Raw genomic sequence first — 18,290 nt, forward strand, 5'->3', positions numbered from 1 at the left:
TTAGTGCCGGGGCAGTTCGAACCGCTTGGCAAGGCCGTGGTACAGCCGCTCCTTGCTCACCAGTTGGGCCGAAAAATCCGCCACTAGCGCGGCCGCCAGCAGCGGCATCATCAGGCCCCGGCTGGCGGTGGTTTCGGAAATGATGATGACAGCGGTGAGCGGCGCGCGCACGACGCCGGTGAAATAGGCGACCATGCCCAGCAGCACCACCGCGCCCTGCGGATAGGTGGGGAACAGGCTGCGCAGCATGTCGCCGATGCCCGCGCCGACCGACAGGGACGGAGCAAAGATGCCGCCGGGCAGGCCCGACACGGCGGTCGCCAGCGTGGACAGGAATTTCGCCGCGCCGAACCAGAGCGGCACATCGTCGCCGCTGATCACATTATGCGCGGTTTCATAGCCGGTGCCCCAGGTAAGGCCGGTGACGACGCCAAGGATGGCGACCGTCATGCCGCAGGCCAGCGCCATCAGGACCGGACGGGCCCGCAGCCATGCGACCGGGGAGAATGTCGTTGTGCCGGACGCCAGCATCAGCCGCGAAAACAGGCCGCCGGCGATGCCGCCCAGAAAGCCGGCCACCGGCGCTGCGATCAGCGCGTCATGGACGCTGAGCGTCTGGCGCATCATGCCGAAATAGACATAATCGCCCGCCAGCCCCAGGCTGACCATGCCGGCGATCAGCACGGCGGCCATCACCAGCAGGGTCATGCGCTGTTCATAGGCGGCGGCCAGTTCCTCTATGGCGAAGGCGACGCCGGCCAGCGGGGTGTTGAATGCGCCCGCAACGCCGGCCGCGCCGCCGGCGATGAAGACGGATGCGCGCAACGGGATGCGCATGATGCGGTGGGCATAGCCCATGATGCTGGCGGCGATCTGGACGGTCGGGCCTTCGCGGCCTACCGATGCGCCGAACAGCAACGTGCCGATGGTCAGCCAGAATTTGACGAATGCCGTGCGCGCCGACACCAGCGCCTTCATGCCTTCATCAGGGTTGCGGGCGGCGGCGATGACTTGCGGGATGCCCGATCCCTTGGCGGCGGGCGCCAGCTTCATGGTGATCCAGGCGAAGCTGGCAAAGCCCAGCGGGGTCACGATCAAAGGCAACCACCAGCACCATGCGACCATGCGCCGGAACAGGGCGCCGGCATGATCGGCCAGTTCGGCAAAAAGCAAAGCGGTGAGGCCAACCAGAACCGCGCCGGCCAATATGGCGATGCGTCGCCGCCAGATCAGCGCTTCGGGACCATGGCGGCGCATCAATATGCGCAATCGCCGCCGGTACAGGCGCAACTGTGCGATCACCGGAAATCCGCCATGTCGATTATCTGCCCGCGCTGCGACCCATCAGGCCGGGATGGCCGTGCCATAGCGATGCCCGGCCGGGCATGGAACCCCGGCCGGGCTATTTTGCCGTAGAAATATATGTCGGAGCCTGTCTGGCAATGCGCCTCTGGCGCATCGACGCCGGCCCGCACCCCCACCCGACCGCCCAGACATGGTATCCTGATGGGAGGTCGGGTGGGGGTGCGGGCCGGTGCCGCATCGAAAATGCGCTCTTTCGCGCATTTTCCAAACAGATTCTCAGAAGGCGGGCAGGTTCGCCGGATCTTCCGGATCGGCCGCCGGGACTGGCGAAACGGGCGAATGGATGCCGCATTCCACCTTGTCCCAGCCGCGCCAGCGACCCGCGCGCGGGTCTTCGCCCGGCATCACCTTCGACGTGCAGGGTTCGCAGCCGATCGACAGATAGCCCTGCGCCTCCAGCGGGTGGCGCGGCAGGTTTTCGCGATCGAAATAGGATTCCAGATCGGCCTTGGTCCAGTCGCCCAGCGGGTTGAGCTTCAGCCGGCCATCCTCCACCTCGAACCGGGGCAGGTTCTGGCGCGTGACCGACTGGAACGCCTTGCGCCCCGAAATCCAGGCGTCAAGGCCGTCCTTCGCGCGCTTCATCGGTTCGACCTTGCGGATTTCGCAGCAGCCGTCCGGATCATAGGACCAGCGCAGGCCGGTTTCGTCCTTCTTCGCGATCACGTCCGCAATCGGCGCGACGGTGCGGCTGTCGGTGAAGCCAAAGCGCGCGATGAGCGTGTCGCGATAGTTGAGGGTCTCCGCGAACATCTTGAGCGTATCGACGAAGATGACGGGGACATTCCTGTCCGCCTTGGCCACCAGATCGAGCAGCACCGCGCTTTCCGTGCCGAAGGAGGAGACGACGGCGACATTGCCGGCGAGACCTTCCGCAAACACGGTCTTGAGCATGGTGATGGTGTCGACGCCCTCGAACCGCGCGTTGAGCGCATCCGCGTCCGCCTGGGTGAAGGCGGGGCGGGTGTCGATAATGTCGATCTGGCGGGCAGGTTCAGCCATCAATTTTCTCCGGGTGCCGCTTTGCCCAGACGGGGCTGCGGCCATCGATCGCCTTTTGATAGACGTCGGCATAGCGATTGAGCGCGCGGTCGACGGCGGCATCGTCCAGCGCCTTGTTGGGATGGAAACTGTCGAAGCCGCAGCGGCGCATGGCGTTGATCTGATCGACCAGCACATCGCCCACGGCGCGCAATTCGCCCTGATAGCCCGATTCCCGCAGGATGCGCGCAGCCGAATAGCCGCGCCCGTCGCCATAGGCCGGGAAGTTCACCTCGACCAGCGACAGCCGATCGAGATGGGGCAGCAATTCGCGCGCATCCTCGCCCGGTTCGATGCGGACGGCGGTGGCGTTGGACTGGCCGGTGAAGGATTCGACCGTGACGGCCGGTTCCTGCGCGGATTCGCCTTCGCGGAAGGACAGGAACTCAACCATAGATCGCCTCCTTGAAGGGCTTCATGCCGATGCGGCGATAGGTGTCGAGGAAACGCTCCCCGTCGGTGCGTTCGGCCAGATAAATGTCCGTGACCTTCTCGATCGCGTCGACCACGCCATCCTCCGAGAAGCCGGGGCCGGTGATCTGGCCAAGCGACGCATCCTCTGCGCCCGATCCGCCCAGCAGCAACTGGAAATTCTCGATGCCCTTCCGGTCCACGCCCAAAATGCCGATATGACCGGCATGATGATGGCCGCAGGCATTGATGCAGCCCGAAATCTTCAGCTTCAGTTCGCCCAGTTCGGCCTGACGCTCATTATCGGCGAAGCGCTGCGCGATCTTCTGCGCCAGCGGGATCGAGCGGGCATTGGCCAGCGCGCAATAATCCAGGCCAGGGCAGGCGATAATGTCGGTGATAAGGTCCAGATTGGCCTCGGCCAGCCCCGCTTCGTCTAGCTTCTGCCAGATGGCGTAGAGGTCCGCCTTCTTCACATGCGGCAGGACGAGGTTCTGCGCATGGGTGACGCGCAGTTCGTCGAGGCTGTACTGCTCGGCCAGCGTCGCGACCAGATCGATCTGCTCAGCCGATGCGTCGCCGGGAATGCCGGTCAGCGGCTTCAGGCTGATGTTGACGATCGCATAGCCGGGCTGCTTGTGCGCCGCGACCTGACGGTCGACCCACAGGGCGAAGGCTGGATCGGCACGGTCGATCTCTTCGCTCAGGCCCGTTTCATAGGCCGGGTTGGCGAAGAAGGCGCGGATGCGGTCCAGTTCCTCGGTCGGCGGATTGAGGCCCAGTTCGCGCATATGGGCGAACTCTTCCTCGACCTGACGCTTATATTCCTCGACGCCGATCTCATGGACCAGGATCTTGATCCGGGCCTTGTATTTGTTGTCGCGGCGGCCGTAGCGATTATAGACGCGCAGGCACGCTTCGAGATAGGAGACGATCTCCTCTTCGGGCACGAAATCGCGGATCTGCGGCGCGACCATCGGGGTGCGGCCCATGCCACCACCGGCATAGACTTCGGCGCCGACCACACCATCCTTCGACACCAGCTTCAGGCCGATATCGTGCAGGCGCATCGCCGCGCGATCATCGTCCGACGCGATTACCGCGATCTTGAACTTGCGCGGCAGATAGGTGAATTCCGGGTGGAAGCTGGACCATTGGCGCAGCAGTTCGGCCCAGGGGCGCGGGTCCGCCACCTCGTCGGCGCTGACGCCGGCATATTGGTCGGACGAGATGTTGCGGATGCAGTTGCCGCTGGTCTGGATGGCGTGCATCTCGACGCTCGCCAGTTCGGCGAGGATGTCGGGCGCATCGGCCAGCTTGATCCAGTTATATTGCAGGTTCTGGCGCGTGGTGAAGTGGCCATAGCCCTTGTCATATTTGGCCGCGATCTCGCCCAGCTTGCGCATCTGCTTGCCCGACAGCGTGCCATAGGGGATGGCGACGCGCAGCATATAGGCGTGGAGTTGGAGGTAGAGGCCGTTCATCAGCCGCAGCGGCTTGAACTGGTCTTCGGTCAGGGCGCCGGTCAGGCGGCGTTGCACCTGATCGCGAAATTCATCGACACGGGCGTCGACGATGGACTGGTCATAGCTGTCATAGCGATACATGGTCAGATCACCCAGTTGCCGGCGTCGGCGTCATTCGGTTTGAGATTGAGGTCGGGGCGCACCGTTGGGCCAAGGGCGCGAATGCGGTCCTTGATATGGGCCGGGCGGACGCCTTCGTCGGTGACGGTCGCATCGATCACATAGGCGCCCACGACGCGCAGCGCGGCTTCTTCGGCGCGGGCAAGATCGTCGCCCTTGTCGCCCACGTCGGCGCTGTCGCCAACCTGCCGCGACCAGCCGTCGCCGGCCCACCAGATGACGTCGCCGCTCACCAGGTCATTGCCCGTCAATATCTTCATTCTACCCTTTTCCCATCCGGTCCGGTCGTTGCCGGGCCTTCGATATTCAGTGCCATATCGCGATAGGCGATCAGGCTGTCCTGCGCCAGCGCATGGGCGGCGACTTCACCGACCACGATCAACGCGGGGCTCACCACCTTTTCGCGCACCACCATGTCGCCCAGATCGGCGAGCAGGGTGCGCAGCGTCCGCATGTCCGCGCGCGTGCCATTTTCCAGCACCGCGACGGGCAGCGCCGGCGACACGCCATCGGCGATCAGCTTGTCGGCAATGTCCGCAGCGGTGGCGACGCCCATATAGATAACGAGCGTGCGGCCTTTACCCGCAAGGCCCGACCAGTCCTGATCGGTCAGCCCCTTGCACTGGCCAGCGACGAAGCTGACCGCGCTGGAGGCTGCGCGATGGGTGAGGGGGAGTTGCGCGGCGGCCGCGCTGCCGATCGCGGCGCTGATGCCCGGCACCACGTCCACCGGCACGCCGGCGGCGCGGCAGGCATCGACTTCTTCGCCGCCCCGACCGAAGATGAACGGATCGCCGCCCTTCAGCCGCACGACGCTGCGCCCTTCGCGGGCGAGGTCGACCAGCAGGGCGTTGATCCCTTCCTGCGGCATGGAGTGGCGGCTGCGCTGTTTGGCGACTGAAATCAGTTCGGCATGGGGCGAGGCGAGGGCAAGGATGGCGTCCGACACCAGCCCGTCATGCACGATCACATCCGCCGCGCCGATCAGGCGCACGGCCTTGACTGTCAGCAGGTCCGGGTCGCCCGGTCCCGCCCCCACCAGATGGACGGTTGAAGATACATGGTCAGCCATGATCGCCCACATGGCGAATAGGTTGCGCGAGTTCAATTCAGAATGGGTATGGCGGGGATTAGGAAATGTTTTTGCGTGGCTTGGCTGGTCAATCGCCCATCACGCTGACGTCGATGTCTTTAAGGCCCACGCCGATCGAGGCGCGGGGCGTTTCGATCTCCGCCGACACCACCGGATAGGCGCAATAGTCGGCGGCATAATAGGCGCTGGGCCGGTGATTGCCCGACAGGCCGACGCCGCCAAATGGCGCGTTGGAGGCGGCGCCATTGGTGGGCCGGTTCCAGTTGACGACGCCCGCGCGGATATTCGACCAGAACTGGTTATATTGTTCGGGCGACCCGCCGATCAGCGATGCGGACAGGCCGTAGCGGCTGTTATTGGCCTCCGCGATCGCCTCGCCAAAATCAGCGACGCGGATCACCTGCAACAGCGGACCGAACAATTCGACATCGGGCCGTTCCTGCATCGCGGTCACATCGATGATCGCGGGGCTCAGGAAGGGCAGGCCCTTTTGCATGCGGACCATATGTTTGATCGGCCGGCCGCCATGGCTCATCAGCCAGAGGAAACTTTCGGTCAGGCCGTCGGCGGTCTGATTGTCGATCACCGGTCCCATATAGGGGGCGGGGGTGGCATGGGGATGGTCCACGATCAGCCGGTCGGCCAGTTTCTTGACCTCGGCGATCAGCCGGTCGGCGATCCCGTCCCGCACGATCAGCCGGCTGGCGGCGGTGCAGCGCTGGCCGCTGGACAGGAAGGCGGACTGGACGACGATCGCCGCCGCCGCAGGGATTTCCGGCGTGTCCCACACGACGATCGGGTTGTTGCCGCCCATTTCCAGCGCCAGGATCTTGCCCGGCTGGGTGGCGAACTGGCGATTGATGGCGACGCCATTATGGGCCGATCCGGTGAACAACAGGCCGCCGACGTCGGGATGAGCCGCCAGCGCCTTGCCCGTGTCCGGTCCGCCGATCAGCAGTCGCACCGCATCGGTCGGCACGCCGGCTTCATGATAGAGCTTCACCAGCATTTCGCCCACGGCCGGCGTTTTTTCCGATGGCTTGAACACCACCGAATTGCCCGCCAGCAGCGCCGGGATGATGTGGCCGTTGGGCAGGTGCGCCGGGAAATTATAGGGGCCAAGCACCGCCATCACGCCATGGGGCTTGTGCCGGACGGACTGGCGCGCGCCCAGATTGGCCTCCAGCCGACGCTGGCCGGTGCGTTCGGAATAGGCGGCGACGCTGACATCCACCTTGCCCATGACGGCGGCGACTTCGGCGCGCGCGTCCCACAAAGGCTTGCCAGTTTCGCGCGCGATCAGATCGGTCAGCGCCTCCTCATGCCGGCGCACGACATTGACGAAGCGGCGCAGCGTTTCGATGCGATAGGCGATGGGCTGGGCCGCCCATTTGGGCCAGGCGGCGCGGGCGCGCGCCACCTCCGCATCGACGTCGCCCGGATCGCCTTGCCAGAGCAGGACGCCGGTTGCGGGTTCATAGGATGTAAGCGCGACCATTTGGGGAAAGGATTGGCAGAAAATGGTTAAGGAATGACGAGGGGGCAGCGTTTCTGCCATCGCCACCGGCATATGGTGTGGATGTTAACTGCAGTTGACATTTGAGGGTGATCTTGTCAGGATGGCGCGGTGATCGAAATTCGTCGCACCGAAGAGTTTGACGTCTGGCTTCGCAATCTTCGGGATGTGGCGGGCAAGGCGCGCATTCTCAAGCGGATTGAGCGGGCACGCGGTGGCAATCTGGGCGATGTTGCGAGTGTCGGCGACGGCGTGATGGAAATGCGTCTGTTTTTCGGGCCGGGCTATCGGCTCTATTATGTACGGCGCGGCGATGAACTGATCCTTCTCTTGTGCGGGGGAGACAAGGGATCGCAGTCTGCGGATATTGATCGCGCCAGAGTGATGGCGAAGGAGTTGGAATGATGGCGATCAAGACGGAAAAATGGGACGCGGCCGACTATCTTGAAACGCCCGAGCAGATCGCCGCTTATCTCGACGCCTATCTGGAGGATGGCACGGCGGAGGAAATCCGTTCCGCCCTTGGCACGATTGCGCGCGCGCGGGGTATGACCGCGCTGTCCCGGGAAACAGGTCTGACCCGCGAAGCGCTATACAAGGCGCTGGGAGATAATGGAAATCCGACGCTGGACACCCTTTTGAAAATCACGAAGGCGTTGGGCGTTCGACTGGCGATTGCGGCCTGAAGGTTCAGGCCGCAATCGCCCCCAACGCTTCCCCCATCCGCCGGATGGCGGCGACTTTGGCGTGGAGCGGCGTCCAGTCATCCTTCTGGTCGATCGCGCTCCAGATCGCTTCGACTTCCTCGATATGCATGGAGCAGGGCGCGTCATCGGTCCAATAGGCGTGGTCCCGTGCGCCCGGCGCGGCCGTAAATCCGGCGATCGCTTCGCGCAAGGGCGCCCAGGCGGCGTCGGCATAGGCGGCGCCCTCGCGCGGCGCGCCGCCGCGCCAGTCGTGGAAGAAGCGGTCGATCTGCGTGCCGGTCGTCACCATGCCGTGCACCGCCGCCTCGATCATTGCGCTGGAGTCGCCCATAGGCTCCACGCCCAGCCGCCAGCAGAAACGGCGCTGCATCGCCTCGGCATAGAGAGTAGGAAAGCGCTCCAGTTGCTCGATCAGCGGTGGCGCTTCGGTCAGCGGGCGCAGCGACACCGCCAGTTGCGCGACATCCCAGTGGATCGCCTCGGCCTGACGGCCGAAGGCATAGAGACCATTATGGTCGAAATAGGCAGCGGTGAAATTTGCGTCCCACAGGGGCGTGAAGCGCCAGGGACCATAATCGAAACTCTCGCCCGTCACATTGATATTGTCGCTGTTGAGCACGCCATGGACGAAGCCCGCCACCATATAGCTGGCGGCCAGATCGGCGGTGCGCTCCACCACCCGGCCCAGCAATTGCGCGGGCGGATTGTCGCCCGGCGTTTCTGCGTACAGGCGCGTCAGCGCATAGTCGGTCAGTCGCTCCAGCAGCGGATTGTCGTCATGGAAAGCGGCCCGCTGGAAGGTGCCGATGCGGATGTGCGAGTGGCTGAGGCGCACCATCGCCGCCCCGCGCGTGGGGGAGGGTTCGTCATTGCGCTCCAGCGCTTCGCCGGTTTCGATGATGGAGAAGGTTTTCGATGTGTTGACGCCCAGCGCCTCCAGCATTTCGGTCGCCAATATCTCGCGCACGCCGCCCTTCAGCGTCAGCCGTCCGTCGCCAAAGCGGCTATAGGGGGTTTGACCCGATCCCTTGGTGCCCAGATCCAGCAGGCGGCCGCGATCGTCGCGCAATTGTGCGAACAGGAAACCGCGTCCGTCGCCAATGTCGGGATTATAATGGCGGAACTGATGGCCATGATAGCGCAGCGCCAGCGGCCGGGGCAGATTCCCCTCCAGCGGCGCAAAGCGGCCGAAATGCGCGACCCATGCGTCATCGCTCAGCCCTGCCAGCCCGACCGAAGCGGCCGCCCGATCGTTGCGATAGCGCAATAGGGTTTGCGGGAAGTCCGCCGCCGTCACCGGATCGCCAATGTCGGGCATCAGCGTGTCGATTTCGGTCGCGGGACGATAATTGGCGGCTTGCGGCGTCTGGCTCATGCGGCGATATGGGGGGAGCAGGGCGGAAGGATCAAGCTTGACCGGCTACAAAGACGGATATTGGTGGTCACCCGATGGGCTGCGGCTCCATTATCGGGATTATGCCGGCGGGGAGGACGGGCGTCCGCCCTTGCTCTGCCTGCCGGGACTGACCCGCAATGCGCGCGATTTCGAGCCGCTGGCCGGCAGGCTGGCGGGTGAATGGCGGCTGATCTGCCCGGACCTGCGCGGGCGCGCCGAAAGCGCTTATGCCAAAGACGCGATGACCTACGTCCCGCTGACCTATTTTCAGGACATTGGCCGGCTGCTCGCGGACCTGGCGATTCCCCGCTTCGTGGCGATCGGCACGTCGCTGGGCGGCATCATCACCATGCTGATCGCCGCCACGCACAAGGAATGGCTGGCGGGCGCCTTGCTGAACGATGTGGGGCCGGTGCTGGACGAAGGCGGGCTGGCGCGCATCCGATCCTATGTCGGCGTTGGCCAGTCGCATCCGACCTGGGTCCATGCCGCCCGTGCGCTCGCGGAAGCCAATGAAGACGTCTATCCCGGCTATGATCTGGAACAATGGCTGGCCATGGCCAAGCGCCTGTATCGCCTGAACAGCGGCGGGCGCGTCGTGCTGGATTATGACATGAAGATCGCCGAGCCGATCCGCGCCATGGGCAGCGAAGCGGGCGTCGACATGTGGCCGGTGATGCAGGCGTTTCGCGGCATCCCGACGCTGCTGCTGCGGGGCGAACGATCCGACCTGCTGAGCGCGCCGACGGCCGACCGCATGGTGCGCGACATGGGCGAGAGCGCGGAACTGGCGACCATCCCCAATGTCGGCCATGCCCCGGCGCTGGATGAGCCGGAAAGCGCCATCGCGATCGACAGGCTGCTGACGCGCGTGCTGCATGGCTGAGGAGCCGGGCAGGGGGCGGCCCCATATCCTGCATGTCCATGGCAGCTTTTCGCTGGGCGGCAAGGAAGCGCGTGCGATCCAGTTGATGAACATCTGGGGCGACAAGGCGCGGCACAGCATCGTCAGCGCCGACCCGGATGCCATGGGTGCGCGCGCCGCGATCGACCCGGCGGTCGCTGTGGACTATCCTGACGGTCCTTCCTTCGCCGGCAAGCCGGGACTGGCCCGCTATCGCGAGATCAGGGCGTTCCTCAAACAATTCGACCTGATCCTCACCTATAATTGGGGATCGATGGACGCGGTGATGGCGCATCGGCTGGCGGCGCCATCCGCCGGTCTGCCGCCGCTGATCCATCATGAGGATGGCTTCAACGCGGATGAGGCCAATGGCCTCAAGACCAAGCGCAACCTGTTCCGCCGCGTCGCGCTCCAGCGCGCACATGGGATGGTCGTGCCTTCGGTGCGGCTGGAGGGGATTGCCCGCACCGTGTGGAAGCAGCCGGCTGGCAAGGTGCATCTGATCCGCAACGGCATCGATATTCCGCGCTATGCCATGCCGCCCGCGCCCGATGCGATTCCCGGCCTCGTCCGGTCGCCCGGCAAGCTGCTGGTCGGCACGCTGGCGGGCCTGCGCGCGGTCAAGAATATTCCGCGCCTCGTCCGCGCCGTCGCCGCGCATAAGGACAGGCTGCAACTGGTGGTGGTGGGCGAAGGGCCGGAGCGCGACGCGATCCTGGCGGAGGCCGCCGCGCATGGGCTGGATGACATCCATATGGCCGGCTTCATGGATCGGCCCTGGCGCTTCGTCGGCCTGTTCGACATTTTTGCGCTGTCGTCGGACAGCGAGCAATTTCCGATCTCGCTGGTGGAGGCGATGGCGGCGGGCGTGCCGGCAGCTTCCATGGATGTGGGCGATGTCGCCAACATGGTCGCGCCGGACAATCGGCCCTTCGTCGTGCCGGACGAGGCTGGGCTGGCCGACGCGTTGGGGGTGCTGGCGGCCGACGCCGATCTGCGCGCCCGTCTGGGCGACGCCAACCGCCAGCGGGCGCAGCGCGATTATGCGCAGGAAGACATGGTAAACGCCTATGCGCGCCTTTATGGGGAGGCTCTGGCCAGCCCCATGATTTTGCGCTAGGGCGCGCGAAATTCGTCATAGACAGCCAAAGCTGCTATAGGGTTGCTTTTTACCCGGTCGAGGGGGCCGGGCGTTTGTGCAGGAGATGTCGTTGTTCAAGGGGTTGAAGCCCATCGTCTATGGTGGCCGCGAAGTCTGGCCGATAGTCGAAGGTGGCAAGGGCGTTGCCGTATCCAACCACAGCAGTTCGGGCGCCTGGGCGGCGGCCGGCGGCATCGGCACGGTTTCGGCGGTCAATGCCGACAGCTATGACAGCTTTGGCAACGTCATCCCCCAAATCTATCACGGCCGCACCCGCCGCGACCGGCATGAGGAACTGATTGCCTACGCCATCGACGGCGCCGTCGAACAGGTGAAGCGCGCGTTCGAAATCGCCGGCGGGAAGGGCGCGATCAACATCAACGTGCTTTGGGAAATGGGCGGTGCGCAGCGGGTGCTGCACGGCGTTCTGGAAAAGACGCGTGGCATGGTGGCGGGCGTCACCTGCGGCGCGGGCATGCCCTATAAGCTCAGCGAAATCGCCGCCTCCTACAATGTCAGCTATCTGCCGATCGTTTCCTCCGGCCGTGCGTTCCGCGCGCTGTGGAAACGCGCTTACTCCAAGGCGTCGGAATGGCTGGCGGCGGTGGTCTATGAAGATCCCTGGCTGGCAGGCGGCCATAATGGCCTGTCCAATGCGGAAGATCCGCGCGCGCCGCAGGATCCCTATCCCCGCGTGCGCGACCTGCGCGCCACGATGCGCGAAGGCGGCATTTCGGACGATGTGCCGATCGTGATGGCCGGCGGCGTCTGGGCGCTCAAGGACTGGAACGACTGGATCGACAATCCGGAACTGGGATCGATCATGTTCCAGTTCGGCACCCGCCCGCTGTTGACGCAGGAAAGCCCGATCCCGCAGGACTGGAAGGACCGGCTGATGCAACTGGAGCCGGGCGATGTGCTGCTGCACAAATTCTCGCCCACCGGCTTTTACAGCTCGGCGATCCGCAACCCCTTCCTGCGCTCGCTCGAAGCGCGGTCGGACCGGCAGATCCCCTTCAGCACCGAACAGGCGGGCGATCACACGCATCAGCTGGACGTGGGCGTGAAGGGCAAGAATTTCTGGGTGACGCTGGGTGATCTGACCCGCGCGCGCGAATGGTTCGGCGCCGGCTTCACCTCCGCGCTCAAGACGCCGGACAATACGCTCGTCTTCGTGACCGAAGAAGAGAAGGCGGAAATCCGAAAGGACCAGACCGACTGTATGGGCTGCCTGTCACAGTGCAGCTTTTCCAGCTGGATGGACAGCGAAACCAACTCGACCGGGCGTCTGGCCGATCCGCGCAGCTTCTGCATCCAGAAGTCGTTGCAGGAATCGGTCCATGGCGGCGACCTGAACAAGAATCTGCTGTTCGCCGGCCATGCCGCCTATCGGTTCAAGCAGGACCCCTTCTATTCGAACGGGTTCGTGCCGACCGTAAAGCAGCTGGTCGACCGCATATTGACGGGCGACTGATGGCCGCGGACATTCAGGGGCCGGCTGTGCTGCATTATGGCGCCGCGGATTTCGACATCGTGCGGCCGGGGCAGTTCGTGCTCTGTGCCGTTTCGGGCGCACGGATCGACCTCCATGACCTTAAATATTGGAGCGCCGAGTTTCAGGAAGCCTATCGTGGCGCGGACGAGGCGACTCAGTCCTTCCTGAAGCATCGGGGGCCGGATTTCCGGTAGGGTTCCGGCCTGTCGCAGCCTCCGGCCCGCGCAGGATGATCGCTAAAACAGGCAAAGAGGCTTTCAAGAGGCATGGAACATCGGTTCAGCGCTTCAATGGGGCGGCCTGGCGCAACTTTGCTATTCCGATTTGGTAAAAACTGATGTAGTCTTTTCATCGAAGCGACAAAGATCGCTGATGGTGGAAGGATGTTGTTGATGTCTCGCATTGACGTCTTTGGTGATCGTATCTGCATCGTGTCGAGCCTGCTGATCGTGGGCTGGTTCCTCTACAGCACGATCTTCTGATCGGTCTGTACGTCCTCTGTTATAGGGGCGTTGCGCAGCCGTTCTGGCCTGCGCTCCGGCAGCTTTATTTTCGCACAGACCCGCTCTGCCTGTTCAGCCATATGATGGCTTGTGCATGTCGCTGTTCCGTGACGATCAGTGTGCAGGCGGGGCTGGCGCCAGGAAGATCACCCGATCGCTCCGCACATACCGATCCTCTCCTGAATGAAATCAAAAGGGAGAGTATCTTGCCGTAAGGCTGGATGGGCTATCCTGGGCAGGTCGTCCCAAGCGCATCTGCCACCGGGGACAAGCAAAGCTATTTCGACATTCTCAATTTAATCGATAGATAAAGTGGCGAGCTTAACGCTCCGCGGCTTTTGAAGGATGTCAGCTTGCTCCGCGTCACCAACGGCTAAAGCGCACGGTGCCGAAGCGACCACGCCAGGTTTCGTGTTCCCTTGAAAAGGAGAAGACGATGACCCGCACGACCACGCGCGCGCGCCTGCAACGCCATGTCCAGAAGGCGCAGCATATCTACATCCCCCACAGCAGCTGGACCCGCGCCGATCACAAGCCGGTCGCCAGCACGCCGGCACCTATTGCAGCGGATGATTTCTGGGCGCGGTTGGGGCTATGACACACGGCGCGCCCTGATCTGATCCGTTCGCTTCGAGCGAAGTCGAGAAGCTGGTGCGAAGGTTCTCGACAAGCTCGAACCGAACGGATGCGTTGCGGATTTAAAGCACGACGCTTCAGTACCGTTCGCTCCGAGCCAATGGGCTGTTACCGGAACACCACCGTCTTGCCGCCATTGATCAGCACGCGCCGGTCGGCGATCCAGCCGACCGCGCGGGCCAGCACCTGCGCCTCTATGTCGCGGCCGATGCGGATCATGTCGTCGGCGGTGGCGCGATGGTCGACACGTTCGACCGCCTGTTCGATGATCGGCCCTTCGTCGAGGTCCGCCGTCACGAAATGGGCGGTCGCGCCGATCAGCTTGACCCCGCGTTCATGCGCGCGGTGATAGGGGCGGGCGCCCTTGAAGCCCGGCAGGAAGCTGTGATGGATGTTGATGCAGCGCCCGGCCATCCGCGCCACCAGATCCTCCGAAAGCACCTGCATATAGCGGGCGAGGATCAGATAGTCGGATCGGCTGCGGTCGAAAATATCGATCAGCGCGGCTTCCTGCGCCGCCTTGTCGCCATTGGCGGGCAGCTCATGATAGGGGATGCCATGCCATTCGGTGATGCGGCGCATGTCGGGATGGTTGGACACCACGCCCATGATGTCGACCGCCAGCATGCCCGTCTGCCAGCGGTGCAGCAGGTCGGCCAGACAATGCGATCCCTTTGACACAGCGATCAGCATGCGCGGGCGATGGCTGGCGGCGGTCAGCGACCAGTCCATGGCGAACTCTTCGCCGATGGCGGCAAAATCGGCGCGCAGCCCGTCCGTGTCATGCATCCGGTCATCGGTCGCTTCGAACGCGACGCGCATGAAGAACAGGTCGGCTTCCCGGTCGGCATATTGCTGGCTGTCAGTGATGAAGCCGCCGCGCTCCGCCAGAAACTGGCTGACCGCCGCGACGATGCCGACGCGATCGGCGCAAACCAGCGTCAGCACCCAGGATGGAATGACAGGATTGGACAACGACCCCTCCGATAATGATGGCACGCCGTTGCCCTAAGCGCTTTAGCTGTTCAACCCATTAACCGGCACGGCCGAAACGCCGTCCGCTTCGAAACTGGCGATCGGATAGGCGCAATAGTCGGCGGCATAATAGGCGCTGGGCCGGTGATTGCCCGATGCGCCAAGGCCGCCAAAGGGCATATTGCCCGCCGCGCCAGTGGTCGGCCTGTTCCGATTGACCACGCCCGCGCGGCTTTCCTCCACCACGCGCCGCCACAGCGCTTCGTCCTGGGAAATGAGGCCGGCGGACAGGCCAAAGCTGGTGGCGTTGGCCGCCGCGATCGCCGCATCGAAATCGGCCACGCGAATGACGGTCAGCACCGGCGCGAAAATTTCCGCGTCGGGCGCCTCCACGCCGGTCATGTCCAGCAGGGCGGGGGTGACGAAAGCGGCGCTGCGGCCTTCCACGCCCTCGAACGGGCGAATGACCTTTGCGCCGCGCGCGATCAGATCGCTGACGGCGCGGTGGGAGGCGGCGGCGGCCTGATCCGACACCAGCGGTCCCATGAAGGCGTTGCCCGCTTCGTTCCAGGCGGCGATGGGAAGTTGCGCGGCGAGCGCGGCGGTCGCCTCCACGATGGCGTCGCCGGTCGCGCCTTCCGGCACGATCAGCCGGCGCGCGCAGGAACAACGCTGGCCGGTGGTGATGAAGGCGGAATTGACGATGATCGATGCAGATTCTGCCGGAGAGTCCCAGGCGATCAGCGGGTTGTTGCCGCCTAGTTCCAGCGCCATGATGACATGCGGCCGGTCCACCAGCGCTCGGCGCAGCGCTGCGCCTGCGCCGGCCGATCCGGTAAAGAGCAGCCCGTCAATATCGCCGGCGACCAGCGCTTCGCCGGTCGATCGGCCGCCCTGGACTACCGTCAGCAACCCATGGGGCAGGCCGGCGGCTTCCCAGGCGTCGGCCATCGCCGCGCCGGTGGCGGGGGTGATTTCCGACGGTTTGAACACCACCGCATTGCCGGCGATCAGGGCGGGGACGATATGGCCGTTGGGCAGATGGCCGGGGAAATTATAGGGGCCAAGCACCGCCATCACGCCATGGCCGCGATGGCGCAGCACCGCGCGGCCAAAGGGCATGTCGGCGCTGCGTTCGCCGGTGCGTTCGCCATAGGCCTTGATCGACACTTCGACCTTGGCGATCATCGATCCGACTTCGGCGTCGCTTTCCCAGAGCAGCTTGCCCGTTTCGCGGGAAATAAGTTCGGCCAGCCCGGCGCGGCGCAGGCCCAATATCTCGGCATAGCGGCGGGCAATGGCGATGCGATCCTCGACAGCAAGCGCACGCCAGCCGGGCAGGGCGGATCGGGCCGTCGTAATGGCGCGGTTGCAATCGTCCACCCCCGCAACTGCCCCTTCCCAGACCAGTTCGCGTGACGCCGGATCGAAGGACTGTAGCACCGCGCTCACCGTGCCGCACCCGGCTGGGCGCTGGTCATGGCGAAGATGCCAGTGGCGTTGCCGGTATCGAAGGCAAGGTCGAGTGTGCCTGTATCCGGGTCGATGTCGCGGCTGATAAATTCATAGAAGGAACCGGGCACCATGCGCCATTCTCCGTCGGCAAAGGGGCGTTCGACGCTGTCGGCGCGAAAGGCGGTCTGGCGCACGCGGCCAGTGGCGGAAATTTCCAGCTTCTCCTTCATCGGCCGGTCTTCGTCCTTCAGTCGCTGGGCCAGTGCAGCAACATCGGCCACCCGGTCGGTCGCGTGATTGAAGCCATTGCCTTCGGTCGCGATCCAGGCCGCTTCGTTGGAGCGGGACAGGAGCAGTTGATAATCCTCAAAACTTGCCGGTTCATGCTGCCGGTCGAAAGCGGAGAGGATCACCGGCAGCGCGGCCGCCGCGTCCGCGAAGGAGACAGGTTCGCCGGCGGCATAGTGCGCCAGCACCGCTTTCGCCTGATCGGTCAGCGGGTCGCGACTGGTGCCGAAGATGCGGGCGGCGGCATCGGCAAATTCCGCGTCGAACCGATCGACATGCAACTCAGACAGGAAGAATTGCGGGATCGCTTCGGGGAAGTCGGCATGGCGATAGGCGCGCCCGGTCATTTTCAGCCGCTCAAGCGGATAGATGGCCGCCATCTCATAGCCGAGCGGCAGGAAGATGCGGGTGAAGGCCTCCTCGCCGGCCGGCAGCGCGCCCGTCGGGCCTTGCGGAAAGCGGATCGAGCGGAGCGCGCCATGGTCGAACAGCACCTTGCCCCCGCGCGCCAGCGTGTCCGCGACATAGGCGTCACCGCTCGGCACCCGGCGCAGCAGATCGTCGAACAGGGCGACGTTCATCGCCATGGCGAAAGCGGCGCGCGAAACCGTGTCGCCGCTCTGCGCCAACAGGGCAGCATCGATCGTCAGCATGTCCAGCGTCTGCCGGGCGACATCGTCGCCCAGCGTCGCGAGGACCAGTCTTTCTATCGTACCCATATTCTCAATCGACATGAAATGCTCCGGGATGACAACGCCCTTATGCCAAGATAGGCAGGATTTTCAAAATGGCGACCTGTCATCTGTTGATGCGAGTTTGGAATGAGCGATAATCGCAAATGGCTGCCACCCATGCATGCGCTGACCGCGTTCGAAGCGGCGGTGCGTCATGGCGGCTTTTCCCGCGCGGGAGAGGAAATCGGCCTGACCCAAAGCGCGGTCAGCCGGCAGATCGCGCAGCTGGAGGATATGCTCCAGACGCCTCTTTTCGATCGCATCGGGCGGCGGGTGCGCCTGAACGATGTCGGTCGCGCCTATGCCGAAGACTTGCTCCCCGCGCTCGATCGCATCCGCCGCGCCACCGCGCGCGCGTCCGCCCGGCCGACCCAGACCGCCCTGCGGATCGCGACTTTGCCGAGTTTCGGGATGCGCTGGCTCGCTCCGCGCCTGCCGCAGCTTACCGCCCGGCATCCCGATCTGGTGATCGATTTCGCGGCGCGATCCCAGCCGTTCGATTTCGGGCATGAGGATTTCGACGCAGCTGTCCATTTCGGTGTTCCGCAGGAATGGCCGGGCGTCGCGATGGATTTTCTGTTCCGGGAAGAAGCGGTGCCGGTCTGCGCGCCGCACTGGCTGGCGGCGCATCCCTTGCGCACGCCCGCCGACCTGCTGCATGTGCCGCTGCTCAGCCAGTCGTCACGGCGCGACGCCTGGCCGCGCTGGCTGGCGGCGGCGGGGGTGGATGCGGCGGGCCTGGCGCCGGGGCCGGCCTTCGAACATTTTCTGATGCTGGCGCAGGCGTCGGCCGCCGGGGCGGGCGTGGCGCTGATCCCCAGCTTCCTTATCCGCCCTGAACTGGAGGCGGGGACATTGGTCATTCCTTTCGCCCGGCCGATGTCGACCGAGCAGGGCTATTATCTCGTCTATCCGCCCGAAGCGCTGGCGGGGCCGCTGGCGCAGTTTCGCGACTGGATGCTGGATCAGGCGCGCAGCGCCTGA

19 protein-coding genes are annotated in these 18,290 nt (G+C 64.5%); 8 read left to right on the forward strand and 11 right to left on the reverse strand.

Going from position 1 to position 18,290, the window contains the following annotated elements; genetic code table 11:
- From ACFOKF_RS07535 to astD (ACFOKF_RS07565), 7 genes are all read right to left on the reverse strand, one after another.
- Entirely contained in the window at positions 1-1,257 is a 1,257-nt protein-coding gene (locus ACFOKF_RS07535; RefSeq protein ID WP_380797707.1) for a chloride channel protein, read from the reverse strand.
- Between the two features lie 324 nt (positions 1,258-1,581).
- Positions 1,582-2,367: a phosphoadenylyl-sulfate reductase gene (locus ACFOKF_RS07540; RefSeq protein WP_380794558.1), complete on the reverse strand. Its 786-nt coding sequence runs from the start codon at positions 2,365-2,367 to the stop codon at positions 1,582-1,584.
- Positions 2,360-2,800, reverse strand: a complete 441-nt coding sequence (locus ACFOKF_RS07545) for a DUF934 domain-containing protein (RefSeq protein WP_380794560.1) — start codon at positions 2,798-2,800, stop codon at positions 2,360-2,362. The genes ACFOKF_RS07540 and ACFOKF_RS07545 overlap by 8 nt, the downstream gene beginning before the upstream one ends.
- Positions 2,793-4,424, reverse strand: coding sequence for a nitrite/sulfite reductase (locus ACFOKF_RS07550; RefSeq protein ID WP_380794563.1), 1,632 nt, complete (start codon positions 4,422-4,424; stop codon positions 2,793-2,795). Before ACFOKF_RS07550 ends, ACFOKF_RS07545 begins: the two co-directional genes overlap by 8 nt.
- Before the next feature lie 2 nt (positions 4,425-4,426).
- Complete coding sequence (locus ACFOKF_RS07555) at positions 4,427-4,723, reverse strand: DUF2849 domain-containing protein (protein WP_298397409.1); 297 nt, start codon at positions 4,721-4,723, stop codon at positions 4,427-4,429.
- The gene (cobA, locus tag ACFOKF_RS07560; protein WP_380794566.1) at positions 4,720-5,535 is read right to left on the reverse strand and encodes a uroporphyrinogen-III C-methyltransferase; all 816 of its coding nucleotides are present in this window, start codon (positions 5,533-5,535) and stop codon (positions 4,720-4,722) included. The genes ACFOKF_RS07555 and cobA overlap by 4 nt, the downstream gene beginning before the upstream one ends.
- An 88-nt stretch (positions 5,536-5,623) precedes the next feature.
- The gene (gene astD / locus ACFOKF_RS07565) at positions 5,624-7,054 is read right to left on the reverse strand and encodes a succinylglutamate-semialdehyde dehydrogenase (RefSeq protein WP_380794569.1); all 1,431 of its coding nucleotides are present in this window, start codon (positions 7,052-7,054) and stop codon (positions 5,624-5,626) included.
- A gap of 129 nt (positions 7,055-7,183) precedes the next feature.
- Here astD (ACFOKF_RS07565) and ACFOKF_RS07570 point away from each other — a divergent pair, with 129 nt between their 5' ends.
- Positions 7,184-7,477, forward strand: a complete 294-nt coding sequence (locus ACFOKF_RS07570) for a type II toxin-antitoxin system RelE/ParE family toxin (RefSeq protein ID WP_380794571.1) — start codon at positions 7,184-7,186, stop codon at positions 7,475-7,477.
- Complete coding sequence (locus ACFOKF_RS07575; protein WP_380794574.1) at positions 7,474-7,758, forward strand: addiction module antidote protein; 285 nt, start codon at positions 7,474-7,476, stop codon at positions 7,756-7,758. The genes ACFOKF_RS07570 and ACFOKF_RS07575 overlap by 4 nt, the downstream gene beginning before the upstream one ends.
- A 4-nt stretch (positions 7,759-7,762) precedes the next feature.
- On the opposite strand, the gene ACFOKF_RS07580 is transcribed toward ACFOKF_RS07575, so the two are convergent.
- Complete coding sequence (locus tag ACFOKF_RS07580; protein ID WP_380794577.1) at positions 7,763-9,154, reverse strand: protein adenylyltransferase SelO family protein; 1,392 nt, start codon at positions 9,152-9,154, stop codon at positions 7,763-7,765.
- A 37-nt stretch (positions 9,155-9,191) separates the two neighbouring features.
- On the opposite strand from ACFOKF_RS07580, the gene ACFOKF_RS07585 reads away from it, so the two are divergent.
- From ACFOKF_RS07585 to ACFOKF_RS07605, 5 genes are all read left to right on the forward strand, one after another.
- Positions 9,192-10,061, forward strand: a complete 870-nt coding sequence (locus ACFOKF_RS07585) for an alpha/beta fold hydrolase (protein WP_380794580.1) — start codon at positions 9,192-9,194, stop codon at positions 10,059-10,061.
- Positions 10,054-11,199, forward strand: coding sequence for a glycosyltransferase (locus ACFOKF_RS07590; RefSeq protein ID WP_380794582.1), 1,146 nt, complete (start codon positions 10,054-10,056; stop codon positions 11,197-11,199). Before ACFOKF_RS07585 ends, ACFOKF_RS07590 begins: the two co-directional genes overlap by 8 nt.
- A gap of 91 nt (positions 11,200-11,290) precedes the next feature.
- Positions 11,291-12,694, forward strand: a complete 1,404-nt coding sequence (locus ACFOKF_RS07595) for an NAD(P)H-dependent flavin oxidoreductase (protein WP_380794585.1) — start codon at positions 11,291-11,293, stop codon at positions 12,692-12,694.
- Positions 12,694-12,909 (forward strand): DUF2093 domain-containing protein, encoded by a 216-nt coding sequence (locus ACFOKF_RS07600; protein ID WP_380794587.1) that lies wholly within the window; start codon positions 12,694-12,696, stop codon positions 12,907-12,909. Before ACFOKF_RS07595 ends, ACFOKF_RS07600 begins: the two co-directional genes overlap by 1 nt.
- A 745-nt stretch (positions 12,910-13,654) precedes the next feature.
- Positions 13,655-13,816, forward strand: coding sequence for a hypothetical protein (locus ACFOKF_RS07605; protein WP_380794590.1), 162 nt, complete (start codon positions 13,655-13,657; stop codon positions 13,814-13,816).
- A gap of 146 nt (positions 13,817-13,962) precedes the next feature.
- On the opposite strand, the gene purU is transcribed toward ACFOKF_RS07605, so the two are convergent.
- The 3 genes from purU to ACFOKF_RS07620 form a co-directional block, all read right to left on the reverse strand.
- Entirely contained in the window at positions 13,963-14,802 is an 840-nt protein-coding gene (gene purU / locus ACFOKF_RS07610; protein ID WP_380797708.1) for a formyltetrahydrofolate deformylase, read from the reverse strand.
- Between the two features lie 69 nt (positions 14,803-14,871).
- A complete protein-coding gene (astD, locus tag ACFOKF_RS07615; protein WP_380794592.1) occupies positions 14,872-16,281 on the reverse strand; it encodes a succinylglutamate-semialdehyde dehydrogenase in 1,410 nt (469 codons plus the stop codon).
- Positions 16,278-17,306 (reverse strand): 2-oxoadipate dioxygenase/decarboxylase family protein, encoded by a 1,029-nt coding sequence (locus ACFOKF_RS07620; protein WP_380794595.1) that lies wholly within the window; start codon positions 17,304-17,306, stop codon positions 16,278-16,280. The genes astD (ACFOKF_RS07615) and ACFOKF_RS07620 overlap by 4 nt, the downstream gene beginning before the upstream one ends.
- An 87-nt stretch (positions 17,307-17,393) precedes the next feature.
- Between ACFOKF_RS07620 and ACFOKF_RS07625 the strand changes: the two genes are divergently transcribed.
- Entirely contained in the window at positions 17,394-18,290 is an 897-nt protein-coding gene (locus tag ACFOKF_RS07625) for a LysR substrate-binding domain-containing protein (protein ID WP_380794597.1), read from the forward strand.

The organism is Sphingobium rhizovicinum, from assembly GCF_042647625.1.
GTDB classification, from domain to species: domain Bacteria; phylum Pseudomonadota; class Alphaproteobacteria; order Sphingomonadales; family Sphingomonadaceae; genus Sphingobium; species Sphingobium rhizovicinum.

Excerpts from the sequence above, each read along its gene's own strand:
- ACFOKF_RS07575 (WP_380794574.1), top strand. The coding sequence starts at position 7,474 with ATGATGGCGATCAAGACGGAAAAATGGGACGCGGCCGACTATCTTGAA.
- ACFOKF_RS07555 (WP_298397409.1), bottom strand. The coding sequence starts at position 4,723 with ATGAAGATATTGACGGGCAATGACCTGGTGAGCGGCGACGTCATCTGG.
- ACFOKF_RS07535 (WP_380797707.1), bottom strand. The coding sequence starts at position 1,257 with ATGCGCCGCCATGGTCCCGAAGCGCTGATCTGGCGGCGACGCATCGCC.
- ACFOKF_RS07550 (WP_380794563.1), bottom strand. The coding sequence starts at position 4,424 with ATGTATCGCTATGACAGCTATGACCAGTCCATCGTCGACGCCCGTGTC.
- ACFOKF_RS07620 (WP_380794595.1), bottom strand. The coding sequence starts at position 17,306 with ATGTCGATTGAGAATATGGGTACGATAGAAAGACTGGTCCTCGCGACG.
- ACFOKF_RS07625 (WP_380794597.1), top strand. The coding sequence starts at position 17,394 with ATGAGCGATAATCGCAAATGGCTGCCACCCATGCATGCGCTGACCGCG.
- cobA (WP_380794566.1), bottom strand. The coding sequence starts at position 5,535 with ATGGCTGACCATGTATCTTCAACCGTCCATCTGGTGGGGGCGGGACCG.
- astD (WP_380794569.1), bottom strand. The coding sequence starts at position 7,054 with ATGGTCGCGCTTACATCCTATGAACCCGCAACCGGCGTCCTGCTCTGG.
- ACFOKF_RS07600 (WP_380794587.1), top strand. The coding sequence starts at position 12,694 with ATGGCCGCGGACATTCAGGGGCCGGCTGTGCTGCATTATGGCGCCGCG.
- ACFOKF_RS07580 (WP_380794577.1), bottom strand. The coding sequence starts at position 9,154 with ATGAGCCAGACGCCGCAAGCCGCCAATTATCGTCCCGCGACCGAAATC.
- ACFOKF_RS07590 (WP_380794582.1), top strand. The coding sequence starts at position 10,054 with ATGGCTGAGGAGCCGGGCAGGGGGCGGCCCCATATCCTGCATGTCCAT.
- ACFOKF_RS07605 (WP_380794590.1), top strand. The coding sequence starts at position 13,655 with ATGACCCGCACGACCACGCGCGCGCGCCTGCAACGCCATGTCCAGAAG.
- ACFOKF_RS07545 (WP_380794560.1), bottom strand. The coding sequence starts at position 2,800 with ATGGTTGAGTTCCTGTCCTTCCGCGAAGGCGAATCCGCGCAGGAACCG.
- ACFOKF_RS07540 (WP_380794558.1), bottom strand. The coding sequence starts at position 2,367 with ATGGCTGAACCTGCCCGCCAGATCGACATTATCGACACCCGCCCCGCC.